Source organism: Streptomyces sp. NPDC004752 (assembly GCF_053601275.1).
This window is the reverse complement of sequence record NZ_JBSGBN010000184.1, coordinates 1-14,962: the sequence shown is the minus strand read 5'-3', so window position 1 is coordinate 14,962 and position 14,962 is coordinate 1. Positions and strand designations below refer to the sequence as shown.

At 71.6% G+C, this 14,962-nt stretch carries 12 protein-coding genes and 2 pseudogenes; 12 read left to right on the top strand and 2 right to left on the bottom strand.

From position 1 onward, the window contains the following. Both ACWEKM_RS42635 and ACWEKM_RS42630 read left to right on the top strand, forming a co-directional pair. Positions 1 to 430, top strand: a pseudogene (locus ACWEKM_RS42635) (family 2 glycosyl transferase); the annotation flags it as partial. Continuing rightward, positions 427 to 1,935 (top strand): DUF5719 family protein, encoded by a 1,509-nt coding sequence (locus tag ACWEKM_RS42630; RefSeq protein WP_451626682.1) that lies wholly within the window; start codon positions 427 to 429, stop codon positions 1,933 to 1,935. The pseudogene ACWEKM_RS42635 and the gene ACWEKM_RS42630, both read left to right, overlap by 4 nt. Before the next feature lie 66 nt (positions 1,936 to 2,001). Here ACWEKM_RS42630 and ACWEKM_RS42625 read toward each other — a convergent pair whose 3' ends face one another. Next, a complete protein-coding gene (locus tag ACWEKM_RS42625; protein ID WP_451626684.1) occupies positions 2,002 to 2,454 on the bottom strand; it encodes a metallopeptidase family protein in 453 nt (150 codons plus the stop codon). A gap of 295 nt (positions 2,455 to 2,749) precedes the next feature. Between ACWEKM_RS42625 and ACWEKM_RS42620 the strand changes: the two genes are divergently transcribed. From ACWEKM_RS42620 to ACWEKM_RS42580, 9 genes and pseudogenes are all read left to right on the top strand, one after another. Continuing rightward, entirely contained in the window at positions 2,750 to 3,175 is a 426-nt protein-coding gene (locus tag ACWEKM_RS42620) for a DUF3499 domain-containing protein (RefSeq protein WP_451626683.1), read from the top strand. Positions 3,176 to 3,374: 199 nt separating this feature from the next. Continuing rightward, positions 3,375 to 3,988: pseudogene (locus ACWEKM_RS42615) on the top strand (L-lactate permease); the annotation flags it as partial. A 238-nt stretch (positions 3,989 to 4,226) separates the two neighbouring features. Next, a complete protein-coding gene (locus tag ACWEKM_RS42610) occupies positions 4,227 to 5,591 on the top strand; it encodes a phosphomannomutase/phosphoglucomutase (protein ID WP_451626681.1) in 1,365 nt (454 codons plus the stop codon). A 413-nt stretch (positions 5,592 to 6,004) separates the two neighbouring features. Beyond that, positions 6,005 to 6,175 carry a Trm112 family protein gene (locus ACWEKM_RS42605; RefSeq protein ID WP_007382472.1) on the top strand — a complete coding sequence of 57 codons (171 nt, stop codon included), beginning with the start codon at positions 6,005 to 6,007 and terminating at the stop codon, positions 6,173 to 6,175. A gap of 115 nt (positions 6,176 to 6,290) precedes the next feature. Further along, entirely contained in the window at positions 6,291 to 7,418 is a 1,128-nt protein-coding gene (locus ACWEKM_RS42600) for an SIS domain-containing protein (protein ID WP_451626680.1), read from the top strand. A gap of 91 nt (positions 7,419 to 7,509) precedes the next feature. After that, the gene (manA, locus tag ACWEKM_RS42595; protein WP_451626679.1) at positions 7,510 to 8,661 is read left to right on the top strand and encodes a mannose-6-phosphate isomerase, class I; all 1,152 of its coding nucleotides are present in this window, start codon (positions 7,510 to 7,512) and stop codon (positions 8,659 to 8,661) included. Positions 8,662 to 8,819: 158 nt separating this feature from the next. After that, a complete protein-coding gene (locus ACWEKM_RS42590) occupies positions 8,820 to 9,800 on the top strand; it encodes a cation diffusion facilitator family transporter (protein ID WP_451626678.1) in 981 nt (326 codons plus the stop codon). Positions 9,801 to 10,093: 293 nt separating this feature from the next. Further along, entirely contained in the window at positions 10,094 to 11,551 is a 1,458-nt protein-coding gene (ahcY, locus tag ACWEKM_RS42585) for an adenosylhomocysteinase (protein ID WP_451626677.1), read from the top strand. 196 nt (positions 11,552 to 11,747) lie between these two features. After that, complete coding sequence (locus tag ACWEKM_RS42580; protein ID WP_451626676.1) at positions 11,748 to 12,362, top strand: hypothetical protein; 615 nt, start codon at positions 11,748 to 11,750, stop codon at positions 12,360 to 12,362. 25 nt (positions 12,363 to 12,387) lie between these two features. Here the strand turns inward: ACWEKM_RS42580 and ACWEKM_RS42575 are convergent, their stop codons facing one another. Then, positions 12,388 to 13,428: an RDD family protein gene (locus tag ACWEKM_RS42575; protein WP_451626675.1), complete on the bottom strand. Its 1,041-nt coding sequence runs from the start codon at positions 13,426 to 13,428 to the stop codon at positions 12,388 to 12,390. A 142-nt stretch (positions 13,429 to 13,570) separates the two neighbouring features. On the opposite strand from ACWEKM_RS42575, the gene ACWEKM_RS42570 reads away from it, so the two are divergent. Then, positions 13,571 to 14,578: a stage II sporulation protein M gene (locus ACWEKM_RS42570; RefSeq protein WP_451626674.1), complete on the top strand. Its 1,008-nt coding sequence runs from the start codon at positions 13,571 to 13,573 to the stop codon at positions 14,576 to 14,578. Positions 14,579 to 14,962 lie beyond the last annotated feature (384 nt).

Below are 14,962 nucleotides of genomic sequence, written 5' to 3'. Positions count from 1 at the left end.
GGAGCCCGGCGCGCCGAAGGAGTCCGGCCCGGACGGCCCGCCGCACCCCGCGCCGGAGGCCCCGGCCGCGGTACCGCACCAGCAGTCCTACGACACGGCGACGCCCCCGGGCGAGGACATGCGCACCTGGGAAGGGGACGCGGCGGCCTACGCGGGCGCCGAGTACCACGGCGACCAGTACCAGGGCGCCGGTGCCTACCAGGGCGGCTACGACCAGCAGTCCTATCAGGCCGACCCGTACCAGAGCGGCCAGTACGACCCGTACGGGTACGGCGGCCAGACCCAGCAGGACGCGTACGACCCGACGTACCAGCAGGGCTACGACCCCGGCTACCACCCCGGATACGACCCGGCGGCCCAGCCCCACCCGCCGCACCCGCCGCACCCCCACGGCACCGGCAGCGAGCGCCCCGACGGGAGCCAGCAGTGAACCGCACCACCCTGTCCCTGATCGTCGGCACGGCCGCGCTCGCCGCCGTCACCGGATTCGCCGCGCTCAAGACCCCGGACGCCGTCGGCACGACCACCGCCGAGGCGGCCGCCCAACTGCCCGTGGAGCGCACGAGCCGGCTGTGCCCGGCGCCCAGCGCCTCCGACATCGCCGATACGTCGTACACGTCCTTCACCCCGGTCACGAAGGGCACGGCCGGCGACGGAAAGGCCCAGTTCCAGGCGGCGACCGAGGAGTCGGCGGACGACACCGGCGACGCCGAGAAGGGCAAGGGCACCAAGAAGAAGGCCGCCGAGCCGGTGCTCACCCCCAAGCAGCCCGGCACCCCGGCCACCGGCGACACCTCCAGCTCCGACGCCTCCGCGCTCGTCGGCACCGCCGAGGGGAAGTTCGCGCCCGGCTGGACCGTCCAGGAGACCACCGCGATCGCCGTCGGCACCGGCCGCGGACTGCAGGGTGTCACCTGCACCGCGCCGGACACCGAGTTCTGGTTCCCGGGCGTCGGCACGGACGCCGACCGCACCGACTACGTGCACCTCACCAACCCCGACGACGGCGCGGCCGTCGTCGACCTGGAGCTGTACGGCAAGGACGGCGCGCTCAAGTCCACGGTGGGGGAGGGCATCACGGTCCCGCCGCACTCCAGCAAGCCCGTCCTGCTGTCCACGCTCGCCGACGAACAGCAGGCCGATCTGACCCTGCACGTCAAGGTGCGCAGCGGGCGGGTCGGCGCGGCCGTCCAGGCGTCGGACGCCAAGAACGGCGGCGACTGGCTGGCCGCGTCCGCCGACCCGGCCGGCACACTGGTGCTGCCCGGCATCCCGAAGGACGCCACGTCCGTCCGCCTGATCGCCTTCGCCCCCACGGACTCCGACGCGGACCTGAAGATCCGCCTGGCCTCCCCGGACGGCCTGATCACCCCCGCCGGGAACGAGACGGTGCACGTGAAGTCGGGCATGACCGCGGCGGTCGACCTCGGCGAGGTCACCCGCGGCGAGGCGGGCTCCCTGCTCCTGTCACCGACGGACCGGTCGGTGCCGGTGGTCGCGGCCCTGCGCGTGACCCGCGGCAAGGGCGACCAGCAGGAGACGGCCTTCATCCCGGCCACCGCGCCCGTCGGCTCGCGTGCGACGGCCGTCGGCAACAGCGCCAAGGGCACGACCCTGTCCGTCACCGCTCCCACCACCGCCGCCGAGGTCAAGGTCACGGCATCGGCCGGCAGCGAGGGCGGCACCACGGTGACGAAGACCTATCCGATCAAGGCGGGCACCACCCAGGACCTCGACATACCGGCCCCGGCCGGACTGAAGGGCACGTACGCCCTGACCGTCGAACCCGTCTCCGGCGGCCCGGTGTACGCCTCCCGCACCCTCACCGCCACGCAGTCAGGCATCCCCGGCTTCACGGTCCAGACCCTTCCGGACGACCGGGGAACGGTCGCGGTGCCGAAGGCGGACCAGGATCTGTCGGTGCTGCAGAAGTAGGCCGCAGAGGTCGGTGCTGCAAGAAGTAGGCGCGAACAGGCGGGCGCGGTACGGGGAGCGAGCGGCTCAGTCCTCCCCGTACCGGGGATCGACGGTCTCCGGGGTGAGCCCCAACAAGTCGGCCACCTGCTCCACGACGACCTCATGCACCAGCGCCGCCCGCTCGTCCCGCCCCTTCGTACGGATCTCCACGGGACGCCGGTACACCACCACGCGCGCCGGGTGCCCGTCACGCGCGGGCACGGTCTTGCCGAGCGGTACGGCGTCCTCGCTCCAGACGTCCCCCGGCCTTCCTTCCAGCCGGGGCACCTCCAACACCAGGAAATCGATGTCGGCGAGCTGCGGCCAGCGCCGTTCGAGCCGTTCCACGGAGTCCTGCACCAGGTCCGCGAACGCCTCGGCGCGACTGGCCGCGAGCGGCACCTGCGGCGGGGCGATGGGCCCGCGCATGCCACGCCCGTGGCGGTCACGACGACGGGGCCCGGGGCCGGCGGCACGGGGCGGTACACGGTTGTCCATCACTGGTGAAGCGTAGTCCTCGCGCGGTCCGCCCGCCGGTCCCCACGCGGCAACCGGAACGCCGGCCGGCCGCTCTGTTCGGCATGTCGCGGGATGACCATTCCAGCCAAGGTTGAGCACGTTTCCGTGTCGCTCCAGGTCCGCCGAACTCAAGCCAATTGACGGCGTTTGTACCGACTCATGACCGGACGCCTGTGCGCCATGGACCGCACACGCTGTCGTTCACGCAGGTCGGCGGGGTGCGATCGCGGCGGCATGTGGGGCGTTTCACAGCACGACACGGTGGAGTGACCTGCTGGGGAGTCGTCGCGGCCCGCTCAAGAGTGCGGTACCGTCCAACGTCGTGAGCCCTGTACGTCGCTGTTCGCGCACCGCCTGCGGCCGACCCGCCGTTGCGACGCTGACGTACGTCTACGCCGACTCGACCGCGGTCCTCGGCCCGCTCGCCACCTACGCCGAACCCCACTGCTACGACCTGTGCGCCGAGCACTCCGAGCGGCTGACCGCTCCGCGCGGCTGGGAGGTCGTCCGGCTCCTCGACGGTTCGGCCCCGACCCGCCCCAGCGGCGACGACCTGGAGGCACTCGCCAACGCCGTGCGCGAGGCGGCGCGCCCCCAGGAGCGGGCGGCCGAGGCGGGCGGTGGCGGGGGGCGCACGGCGGACCCCATGGAGGTCGCCCGCCGCGGCCACCTACGCGTGCTGCGCTCGCCGGACAACTGATCCCCGGGGACCCTTGATCCGGGGACCCTTCCCCAGATCATCTTCGCGCCCCATTGCCACGTGGCTGTCGCGGACACGATCAGTCCATTCTCAACTGGCAGAAGAAATCACTTTCCGCATGACGGAAACCGGCGAAAGTCGACGGACACCGGGAAGCCGGGGAAGCCCCTGTATTCGTGCAGCAACTGGAGCCCGTCGCCGCATCGCTCGGTTCGACATCCCGCGCCGCTCCTTCGGGCGGCTGCCGCCGGACGACCCACGCATCCAGGCCCTCGTGGTCGCGTTCTGCTTTATTTCCCTCCCGGAGGCCCCGGCCGGATTCGGCGCACCGGTCGCCATCTGCTCGGTGCTGCTGGTTACCCTCAGCTTCGACCCGTTGCCAGCGGCCGTGGACTCCCTGGTCGCCGACACCGTCGCCACCACCGCGCCCGTCTCCTACGGCGCGATGCGCACCCCGGTCGGGACGCTCGCCCAGGTCACCGGGTTGCCGCTGGACTCCGTCGCCTCCGTGGTCGACCGGCGGACACCGCTGCTCTCCCTGGTGGTGCCGCTCGTCCTGGTCGGACGCGTCGACGGGCGGCGCGGCCTGCGCGATACCTGGGAGCCCGCCCTGGTGTGCGGAGTCGCCTGCGCCGCCGCCTGTTCGCCGTCGCCACCTACCTGTCCGCGCAACTCGCCGACATCGCCGCCTCCTTGGTCGGCGCGGGCGCCCTGGTCGTCGTACCGCACGCGCGCGTGCCCGCCACCGAGGCCGTACGCGCGTGCGTGCTGACCGGCGTCCGCGGCGACGATCGGAACGGCCGACCCACGGCCCCGAGGTCCTGCGCGCCTGCCCTTCGGCCGGCCAGTCGTCGTCACGGGCGGCACGCCCGTGCGGCTCGCCGGGGGTGTGCACCGCGGCCGCGAGGGCGACCTGCCGCCCGGAGTCCTGCCCCGGATGCCACCCTGGCCTCGGCGGCACCCTCTGAGCGGCCACTCGGAGTCCGTGCCCCGCACCGAGGGTCCGGGCGGGTAGTTTGGGCTGACCGATAGGACTTCAGGAGGGTTGGCCGTGGCTGCTGATCTGTCGCAGATCGTCAAGGCGTACGACGTACGCGGAGTGGTCCCGGACCAGTGGGACGAAACGCTGGCCCAACTCTTCGGGGCGGCGTTCGTCCAGGTGACCGGCGCCCAGGCGATCGTGACCGGCCACGACATGCGACCGTCGTCGCCCGGACTGTCCCGCGCCTTCGCGCGCGGCGCGGCGGCCCGCGGCGTCGACGTCACCGAGATCGGACTGTGCTCGACCGACCAGCTGTACTACGCCTCGGGCGCCCTCGGCCTGCCGGGCGCCATGTTCACGGCCTCGCACAACCCCGCGCGGTACAACGGCATCAAGATGTGCCGCGCGGGCGCGGCACCGGTCGGCCAGGACACCGGACTGGCCCAGATCCGCGAACTGACCGAGGGCTGGCTGGAGTCGGGCGCCCCGCAGCCCGGCGCACGGCCGGGAACCATCACCGGACGCGACACGTTGGAAAACTACGCGGCGTACCTCCGCTCCCTCGTCGACCTGACCTCCATCCGCCCGCTGAAGGTCGTCGTCGACGCGGGCAACGGCATGGGCGGGCACACGGTCCCCACGGTCTTCGCCGGCCTGCCCCTGACCCTGGTCCCGATGTACTTCGAACTGGACGGCACCTTCCCGAACCACGAGGCGAACCCGCTCGACCCCGCCAACATCGTGGACCTGCGCAAGCGGGTCCGCGAGGAGGGCGCCGACCTCGGCATCGCCTTCGACGGCGACGCCGACCGCTGCTTCGTCGTCGACGAGCGCGGCGAGCCCGTGTCCCCGTCGGCGATCACCGCCCTGGTGGCCGCGCGCGAGCTCGCCCGCAACGGCGGGCAGGGCACAATCATCCACAACCTGATCACCTCCTGGTCGGTCCCCGAGGTCGTCAAGGAGCAGGGTGGCACCCCGCAGCGCACCCGGGTCGGCCACTCCTTCATCAAGGCGGAGATGGCGCGCACGGGCGCGATCTTCGGCGGCGAGCACTCCGCCCACTATTACTTCAGGGACTTCTGGAACGCCGACACGGGCATGCTCGCGGCCCTGCACGTCCTCGCGGCCCTGGGCGGCCAGGACGGACCCCTGTCCGCCCTGGTGGCCCAGTACGACCGCTACGTCGGCTCCGGCGAGATCAACTCCACGGTCGCGGACCAGAAGGCCCGCCTCACCGCGATCCGCGCCGCCTACGCGTCGCGCGAGGACGTCACCCTGGACGACCTCGACGGCCTCACCGTGGCCGCCGCCGACTGGTGGTTCAACGTCCGCCCCTCCAACACAGAACCCCTGCTGCGGCTGAACGCGGAGGCCCGCGACGAGGCGACCATGGCCAAGGTGCGGGACGAGGCCCTGGCCCTCATCCGAGGCTGACGCCGACCCCACTCGCGGCCCGGGGCGGGCCAGTCCACCTTGCAGGGATGCCCGGAGTCGGTGGCCAAGCCCCGGCGTATGGACTGTTACCCCGACGGCGCACCGCACCGCACCGAGCCGCCGCCTCCGACCGCGACCCTGCCCTCACCAGGACCCCGGTTCTGTCCTGCCCGGGGCGGCGCGGGCCCGCGGCTCCGTGTCGTCCGGTGCGGGCCGCGGCTCAGTACCGTCCGCGGCGCCCCGCGGCTCCCTGCCGCCCGGGACCGTGGCCCGGCCCCGTGCCGTACGGAGCGGGCGCTTCCCCGGCGCCCGGGGCGGGCGGGGTTCGCCCCGCCCCCGCGGCCCGCCCCTTCACGGCGGTACGCTGACCAGGCACATCAGTGCACGCCCGCATCCGCCCGAAGGGACACCCCATGCCGCTCGAAGCCGGCCTCCTGGAGATCCTCGCCTGCCCGGCCTGCCACGCTCCCCTCAAGGAGCAGGACACCGAGCTGATCTGCACCGGTCAGGACTGCGGCCTCGCGTACCCCGTCCGCGACGGCATCCCGGTCCTCCTCGTCGACGAGGCCCGCCGCCCCGCCTGACGGCGAGCCCCACCCCGGGACCGGCGGCCGGCCCGGGCACGTGGCCGCCCCCAAGGCGCCCCACCGCACAGACGAGCCCTACCAAGGACCCCCGGCGAATCGGAGGCTGCCGCCCATGCTCGACGAATCGCTGCTCGACACCCCGGAGGGCCTCGCCGAGGCCGACCGCCGAGGTCTCCTGCGGGGCGCCGCGGAAGCCGGCGCCCGTGTGCGCACCGCCGCCCGCCAGGCCGTCGAGGCCGGCATCGGCGACCTCAAGCCGGACGGCCGACCCCGAGCGGTCCTGATCGCCGGCCCCGGCGCCGCCGCCACCCACGCCGCCGACCTCCTCGGCTCCCTCGCCGGCCCCGGCAGCCCCGTCATCCGGCTCGCCCCCTCCGGCGTCGCCCCCGCCGCAGGCGCCCTGCGCTGGGAGCTGCCGGGCTGGACCGGCTCCGTCGACCTGCTGCTGATCGCCACCCCGGACGGCACCGAACCCAGCCTCTCGCTCCTCGCCGATCAGGCATACCGCCGGGGTTGCTCGGTCGTCGCCGTCGCCCCCGCCCGCACCCCCCTCGCCGAAGCGGTCACCGGAGCGCACGGCCTGTTCGTACCGATGGCGACAGCCCCCTACGACCAGGAGGAGCCGCTCGCCGCGTCCTCCCCGGGCGTCCTGTGGGCACTGCTCACCCCGCTGCTCGCCCTCCTCGACCGCATCGGCCTGGTCACCGCCCCGCCCGACGACCTGGACAAGATCGCAGGCCGCCTCGACCACATCGCCGAGCGATGCGGCCCGGCCATCGTGACGTACAGCAATCCCGCCAAGACGCTCGCCGCCGAACTCGCCGACGCGCTCCCGGTGATCTGGACGGAGGGCGCCGCGGCCGGTCCCGCTGGCCGGCGTTTCGCCGCCGCCCTCGCCGAACTGGCCGGCCGGCCCGCCCTCGTCGCCGAACTCCCCGAGGCGCTCGCCGCCCACAGCGCCCTGCTCGCCGGCCCGCTCGCCGCCAGCGCCGATCCGGACGACTTCTTCCGCGACCGGGTCGACGAGCCGGCCGCGCTGCACGCGCGCGTGGTGCTGCTCCGCGACCGCCCCATCGGCGGCCTCACCGCCGCCCCGGCCGCCCGCGACCTGGCCCTCAGCCACGGCACATCCGTCAGCGAACTGGAACCGGAACCCGGCGACGAACTGGAGACCCTCGCCGAACTGATCGCCATGACGGATTTCTCCGCCGTTTACCTGGCGCTCGCTTCGAGGGCCTGATCTGGTAGCCGACGTCCGACCGGCCGTACGCGGGACGAACCCGAGACGTACGCCGCGACACAACGCAGCAAACATCCGGCAGAGAGAGCCCATGGACCGCCTCGACAACACCATCCGCCCCTACGCCTGGGGTTCGGCCACCGCCATCCCGAAGCTCCTCGGCGTCGAGCCGACCGGCGAACCACAGGCGGAGATGTGGATGGGCGCACACCCCGGCGCGCCCTCGCGCACCGGACGCGGCACGCTCGTCGACCTCATCGACGCGGACCCGAAGCGGGAACTGGGACCGGAGACGGTCGCCAAGTTCGGCCCGCACCTGCCGTTCCTGCTGAAGATCCTCGCGGCCGGCGCCCCGCTCTCCCTCCAGGTGCACCCCGACCTGGAACAGGCCCGGCAGGGGTACGCGGACGAGGAACGGCGCGGCATCCCGGTGAACGCCCCGCACCGCACCTACCGGGACGCCAACCACAAGCCCGAACTGATCTGCGCGCTCACCGAGTTCGACGGCCTGTGCGGCTTCCGCGACCCGCTGCGCGCCGCCGACCTGCTGGACGGCCTCGGCGTCGACTCCCTCAAGCCGTACGTCGACCTGCTGCACGCCCACCCCGAGGACGCGGCGCTGCGCGAGGTCCTCACCGCGATCCTCACCGCCGACCCCGACGAGATGGCCCACACCGTCGCCCAGGCCGCCACCGCCTGCGCCCGCCTCGGCGGCGACTACGCCCCCTACGCGGGCATCGCCCATCACTACACGGGCGATCCCGGCGTCATCGCGGCCATGCTTCTCCACCACGTCCGTCTCCAGCCCGGCGAGGCCCTGTTCCTCGGCGCCGGCATCCCGCACGCCTATCTGAGCGGGCTCGGCGTCGAGATCATGGCCAACTCCGACAACGTGCTGCGCTGCGGTCTCACCCCCAAGCACGTCGATGTCCCCGAACTGCTGCGCATCGTCCGCTTCGAGCCCGGCGACCCCGGCGTGCTCCGCCCGGAGGCATCCCCGCACGGCGAGGAGGTCTACGAGACGCCGATCGACGAGTTCCGGCTCTCCCGGTACGTCCTCCCGGCCGGCGGCAGCACCTACGACCTCACCCTGCCGACCCCGCAGATCCTGCTGTGCACGGCTGGCTCCGTACGGGCGGGCGAGCACGAACTGACCCCCGGACAGTCCGTGTTCGTACCGCCGGCCGAAAAGGCGGAGGCGTCCGGAACCGGAACCCTTTTCCGGGCCACCGTACGGCTCTGACCGGACTTGTCCGACGATCGGACCGGGCTTGTGGATGCCTGGCACACCACCACCGGACGGGGCTGCAAGAATGGCTCACCGGGCAAAGGACGGGCAAAGACGACCGGCACCGGCCTGGACGGCGAAGACGTACGTAGGCGAAGGGACAACGCGGACACATGAGTGCGTCAGGCGGCACCAAGGCGATCGTGGCGGCACTCGGCGCCAACCTCGCGATCGCGGTATCGAAGTTCGTGGCGTTCGCGTTCAGTGGCTCTTCCTCGATGCTCGCCGAGGGCGTCCACTCCCTCGCCGACTCCGGCAACCAGTTCCTGCTGCTCATCGGCGGCAAGAAGGCCCAGCGCGAGGCGACCCCGCAACACCCCTTCGGCTACGGCCGCGAGCGCTACGTCTACGCCTTCCTCGTCTCGATCGTCCTCTTCTCGATCGGCGGCATGTTCGCCATCTACGAGGGCTACGAGAAGATCAGCCACCCGCACGACGTGGAGAACTGGTACTGGCCGGTGGGCGTCCTCGTCTTCGCGATCATCGCCGAGGGCTTCTCCTTCCGCACGGCCATCAAGGAGTCCAACGAGCTGCGCGGCAAGCTCTCCTGGTCGCAGTTCATCCGCCGGGCCAAGGCCCCCGAACTGCCGGTGGTCCTCCTGGAGGACTTCGGCGCCCTGATCGGCCTCGTCCTCGCCCTCGGCGGTGTCGGCCTGGCCCTGATCACCGGCGACGGCATCTGGGACGGCATCGGCACGCTCTGCATCGGTGTCCTGCTCGTCGTCATCGCCCTCGTCCTCGCCGCCGAGACCAAGTCACTGCTCCTCGGCGAGGCCGCCGGCGCCGAGGAGGTCAAGAAGATCGAGGCCGCGATCGTCGACGGCGACACCGTCACCGGCGTCATCCACATGCGCACGCTCCACCTCGGCCCCGAGGAGCTGCTGGTCGCCGCCAAGATCGCGGTCCAGCACGACGACACGGCCACCGAGGTCGCCGATGCCATCAACGCCGCCGAGGCCCGCATCCGCACCGCCGTCCCGATCGCCCGCGTCATCTACCTGGAACCGGACATCTACAGCGAGGCCGAGGCCACCCGCGGCCCCGACCCGCAAGCCGCCCCCGGCGGCCCCACCTCCCACGCGGCAGGACACTGACTCCGGCCCCGCCCACGGCCCCAACCGGCCCCGACGCCCCACGAACGGCGTGAAGTGTTCGGAGGCGGACTGGGGCGGCACGCTCCTCCGGTGTAGCTTGGGACGAAGCCAGACGTCGCTGCTGATGGCGGTCGGGCGGCCCCGATAAGGGCCGACCGAGGGAGAGAGGGCCTCCGACGGACTGCGCTGCGCGTACATGGGCATGCCTGTGTCCTCTTTTCGGGCACCCCTGTGCCCACCGCCGCGCAGACCAGCCGTACCCACCTCGACCCAACCCCGAGGAGCAGCTCGCAATGACGACTGTCGACAACCGACAGGACTTCAAGGTCGCCGACCTCTCGCTGGCCGAGTTCGGCCGCAAGGAGATCACCCTCGCCGAGCACGAGATGCCGGGCCTGATGGCGATCCGCAAGGAGTACGCCGAGGCGCAGCCGCTGGCCGGCGCCCGCGTCACCGGCTCCCTGCACATGACCGTGCAGACCGCCGTCCTCATCGAGACCCTGGTCGCCCTCGGCGCGCGCGTCCGCTGGGCCTCCTGCAACATCTTCTCCACCCAGGACCACGCGGCCGCGGCCATCGCCGTCGGCCCGAACGGCACGCCCGACAACCCCCAGGGCATCCCGGTCTTCGCCTGGAAGGGCGAGACCCTTCAGGAGTACTGGTGGTGCACCGAGCAGGCGCTGACCTGGCCGGACAGCACCACCGGCGGCCCGAACATGATCCTGGACGACGGCGGTGACGCCACCCTCCTCGTCCACAAGGGCGTCGAGTACGAGAAGGACGGCAAGGTCCCCGGCCTGGAGACCGCCGAGTCCGACGAGCACCGCGTCATCCTCGAACTCCTGCACCGCACCATCACGGACGGCTCGCAGAAGTGGACCCAGCTGGCCTCCGAGATCCGCGGCGTGACCGAGGAGACCACCACAGGCGTCCACCGTCTGTACGAGATGCAGCGCGACGGCGTCCTCCTCTTCCCGGCGATCAACGTCAACGACGCCGTTACCAAGTCGAAGTTCGATAACAAGTACGGCTGCCGCCACTCCCTGGTCGACGGCATCAACCGCGCCACCGACGTCCTGATCGGCGGCAAGACCGCCGTCGTCTGCGGCTATGGCGACGTGGGCAAGGGCTGCGCGGAGTCCCTGCGCGGACAGGGCGCCCGCGTCATCGTCACCGAGATCGACCCGATCTGCGCGCTCCAGGCGGCCATGGACGGCTACCAGGTCACGACCCTCGACGAGGTCATCGACAAGGCCGACATCTTCGTCACCACGACCGGCAACAAGGACATCATCATGGCCTCGGACATGGCCAGGATGAAGCACCAGGCGATCGTCGGCAACATCGGCCACTTCGACAACGAGATCGACATGGCCGGCCTCGCCAAGCTCCCCGGCATCGTCAAGGACGAGGTCAAGCCCCAGGTCCACACCTGGACCTTCCCGGACGGCAAGGTGATCATCGTGCTGTCCGAGGGTCGCCTGCTGAACCTGGGCAACGCCACCGGTCACCCGTCGTTCGTGATGTCCAACTCCTTCGCGGACCAGACCCTGGCCCAGATCGAGCTGTTCACCAAGCCCGATGAGTACCCGACCGGCGTCTACACGCTGCCCAAGCACCTCGACGAGAAGGTCGCCCGCCTCCACCTGGACGCGCTCGGCGTGAAGCTGACCACGCTGCGCCCCGAGCAGGCCGCGTACATCGGCGTGGAGGTCGAGGGCCCGTACAAGCCGGACCACTACCGCTACTGAGCACCGCCCCGCAGCCGAGGCACCGGGTAGTGCGCGTCCAGCCAACGGACGCACACCTCGGTGGCAGGCCCCTCCGAGGCAGGCCCCCGCACCCCCGTGTCGGGGGCCTGCCCCTTTGGTCCGACCGGCCGTCACACCGGCCGGGATGGCCTGTCGAGCCGACCGGACCACCAGCCCGTCAAGCCCCAGGACCCCGATGCCCCGCGGCCGTTATTCGCTCTTCGATCCACACGATCACACCCCCTTCGCACAAGAACACTTCCAGTGCGCCCCCGGCCCCTCGGGCTGGCGCTACGTCTCCCGGCTGACCACCCCCTCGGGCGACTTCAGCGGCTCCATCGACCTCGCCATCGACGACCTCGGCCGCCCCATCCGGCTCGAACTCCACGCGGGCGGCTGGCAGGTGCGCGGCGCCGCCCTCGACGGCGTCACCTGGGTCCGCACCGACCCCACCGGCTCTCATGCCACCGAAGGCAATGTGCGCGCCCACGCCTTCACCGGCACGTCCCCCGCGTTCCTCATCGCCACCGCCCGTCTCCTGCGCCTCACCCCTTCCGTCTCCGCGACCCGCGTACGCCTCGTGGCCTTCACGGACCCGGTCCTCGCCCCACTCACCGTGGACCAGTCCTGGGCCTTGGTGAACAGCGAAGCACACGCCACTGACAACGACCCCCTGACCGTGGACGAATACCAGGTCACAGCCCTGGACACGGGCGAACGGCACACCGTCCACATCGCCGGCGACGTGGTTCTGGCCGCACCTGGAATCGAACTGGACGACCTCGACTCACCCCCGTCGGTCTTCCGCTGACCCGGATCACCCGCCTGCGCATCGCCTACGCAGGCGGTACGAAGCCGGTGGCCGGGCGGTCGTCCGGAAGCGCGCCCGCGGCCGGTGGCACGGGCGGTGCAACAGGCGCCGGAGCCCGCGTCACACCCTGGACGGGGTACTCCACCGGCGGCTGAGACTGCGGCTGGGAGGAGGCACCGGGCGCGCGAGGTTGCGACATCGGAGGGACCGGAGGGACATACCCGCCCGCCGCAGGAAGGCCAGTGGACGCCCCACCGGCAAAGGGACTACCGCCAACGGCCGCGCTACCCCCGGCGGGTGCCCCGCCGACAGCAGGTCCACCCCCGAAAGCCTTCCGGGCCTCGCGCGCCTGCCGCTCCTGCACCAGCGCCGCCAGATACGCGCCGGGCGGAACCCCCTGCGGCGCCGGGGCCCCCGTGCGGGCCGCCAGGTCGGCCGCCAGCCGCTCTGCCATCGCCCAGGAGACCTGGGGGTCGAGCTGCTGCATCCGCGTCAGATACTGACGGACGTCGAGCCACAGACCGTCCGGGACCGCCGACAGGTCGAGCGCCGAGAATCGCCCCGCCAGCCACGGCGGCGGAGGGGGCACGAAACGGGCCTGCCCGACCGGCACCCGCTCCCGCACCACCAGCGTGCCCGCGAAGACGTCCCCGAGCCGCCGCCCCCGCGCCGACACGAGTGAGGCGATGCACGCGACCACCCCGAACGTCAGCAGAATCTCGACGACACCGAGCGCCCCGCGCATCAGCGCATGCCGGAAACGAATCGGCCCGCCGTCGTCCCGCACCACCCGCAGCCCGCACGCCATCTTCCCCAGCGAGCGCCCATGGCTGAGCGTCTCGACCGCGATCGGCCCGCCCACCAACACCAGTAGAAACGAAGCGATCGACAGCGCGACCTGCGCGGCGTCGTCCAGGGACGCCGTTGACGCCACCAGCACCGTGGCCACGGCGATGTAGACGAGCATGGCCACGGCCAGGTCGAGCAACACCGCCAGTGCCCTGCTCGGCAGCTTGGCGGGCCGCAGTTCGAGCGCTACCGCCTCGCCCGTCACCAGCTCACTCACACCCGTCGTCCTTCCCCTGGTCTGCCCCGAGAACCGCAAGTCTGCCAAGCTGAAGGCGCATCGCGCGCCAGTAGGACAAGCTGACGGCAACAACGAGCGGTCGACGACCAGCCGACGATCAGCCGAGGAGCAGGCACAACCGATGGACCTGGACGTCTTCGTCTCCGCCCACCGAGCCGAGTGGGACCGCCTTGACGCCCTACTGCGCCGTCGGCGCCGTCTCAACGGCGCCGAAGCGGACGAACTCGTCGCGCTGTACCAGCGCACCGCCACCCACCTCTCGCTGATCCAGTCCAGCGCCCCCGACCCGCAGCTGACCGGGCGGCTCAGCCAGCTTGTGGCACGCGCGCGTAGCACCGTCACAGGCACACGCCGAGCCTCCTGGCGCGACGTGACCCGCTTCCTGGGGCAGGGCTTTCCGGCCGCGGTCTACCGGTCGCGCCACTGGTGGGTACCGACCGCTCTGCTGTCCACGGCGGTCGCGGTCCTCCTGGGCTGGTGGATCGGTATGCACCCGGAGGTGCAGTCGTCGATAGCCGCCCCCAGCCAGTTGCGCGAGCTGACCCGCCCGGGCGGCGAGTACGAGACGTATTACTCAAGTCACCCCGCCGCCTCATTCGCGGCCCAAGTGTGGACGAACAACGCTCAGGCCGCCGCGCTCTGCCTGGTCCTGGGCGTCTTCCTGGGGCTCCCGGTCCTCTGGATCCTCTTCCAGAACATGCTCAACCTGGGCGTCGGCTTCGGCCTGATGTCGTCGGCCGGCCGGCTCGACACCTTCCTCGGCCTGGTCCTCCCGCACGGTCTGCTGGAACTGACCGCGGTTTTTGTTGCCGCCGGTACTGGCCTGCGCCTGGGCTGGACCGTCATCGACCCCGGCCCGCGCACCCGTCGTACGGCCCTCGCCGAGGAGGGCCGGGCCGCGATCGGCATGGCGATCGGCCTGGCTCTCGTCCTCTTCGTGTCCGGAGCCATCGAAGGCTTCGTCACCCCATCGGCCCTGCCCACCTGGGCCCGTATAGGCATCGGAATCGCCGCTGAGCTGGCCTTCCTCGCCTATGTCTTCGTACTGGGCGGCCGTGCAGCGCGGACTGGTGCCACGGGCGACCTGGAGACCTTCGAACGCAGCGCCACCGCTCCTATGGCCGCCTGATGTGCGGGCACCACGGGTGAGCTGCTAGTCTCCTCTTCGCCCCCAGGGACCCGTTGACACGGGTCGAGTGGGGAGGTAGATTCAAACAGTTGCCCAGAGCTGGACATGCTCTGCGGCGTCCGTTAGATTCTATCCGCTTCTCGTGGAGCCATATTTCCGAGAAGCTCCCCCCGATTATTCAGGAATGAGCGGCCGGTCTGACCGGCAGAGAACTTCTGATAAAGTCGGGTCTGCCGGAAAGGGAAACGCGAGAGCGGGAACCTGGAAAGCACCGAGGAAATCGGATCGAGAAAAGGTCTGATAGAGTCGGAAACACCGAAGGGAAGCGCCCGGAGGAAAGCCCGAGAGGGTGAGTACGAAGGAAGCGTCCGTTCCTTGAGAACT

Bases quoted from the DNA above. Each gene is read 5' to 3' on its own strand.
- ACWEKM_RS42600 (WP_451626680.1), top strand. From the start codon at position 6,291: ATGCTCGACGAATCGCTGCTCGACACCCCGGAGGGCCTCGCCGAGGCC.
- ACWEKM_RS42570 (WP_451626674.1), top strand. From the start codon at position 13,571: ATGGACCTGGACGTCTTCGTCTCCGCCCACCGAGCCGAGTGGGACCGC.
- ACWEKM_RS42605 (WP_007382472.1), top strand. From the start codon at position 6,005: ATGCCGCTCGAAGCCGGCCTCCTGGAGATCCTCGCCTGCCCGGCCTGC.
- manA (WP_451626679.1), top strand. From the start codon at position 7,510: ATGGACCGCCTCGACAACACCATCCGCCCCTACGCCTGGGGTTCGGCC.
- ACWEKM_RS42590 (WP_451626678.1), top strand. From the start codon at position 8,820: ATGAGTGCGTCAGGCGGCACCAAGGCGATCGTGGCGGCACTCGGCGCC.
- ACWEKM_RS42625 (WP_451626684.1), bottom strand. From the start codon at position 2,454: ATGGACAACCGTGTACCGCCCCGTGCCGCCGGCCCCGGGCCCCGTCGT.
- ahcY (WP_451626677.1), top strand. From the start codon at position 10,094: ATGACGACTGTCGACAACCGACAGGACTTCAAGGTCGCCGACCTCTCG.
- ACWEKM_RS42580 (WP_451626676.1), top strand. From the start codon at position 11,748: ATGCCCCGCGGCCGTTATTCGCTCTTCGATCCACACGATCACACCCCC.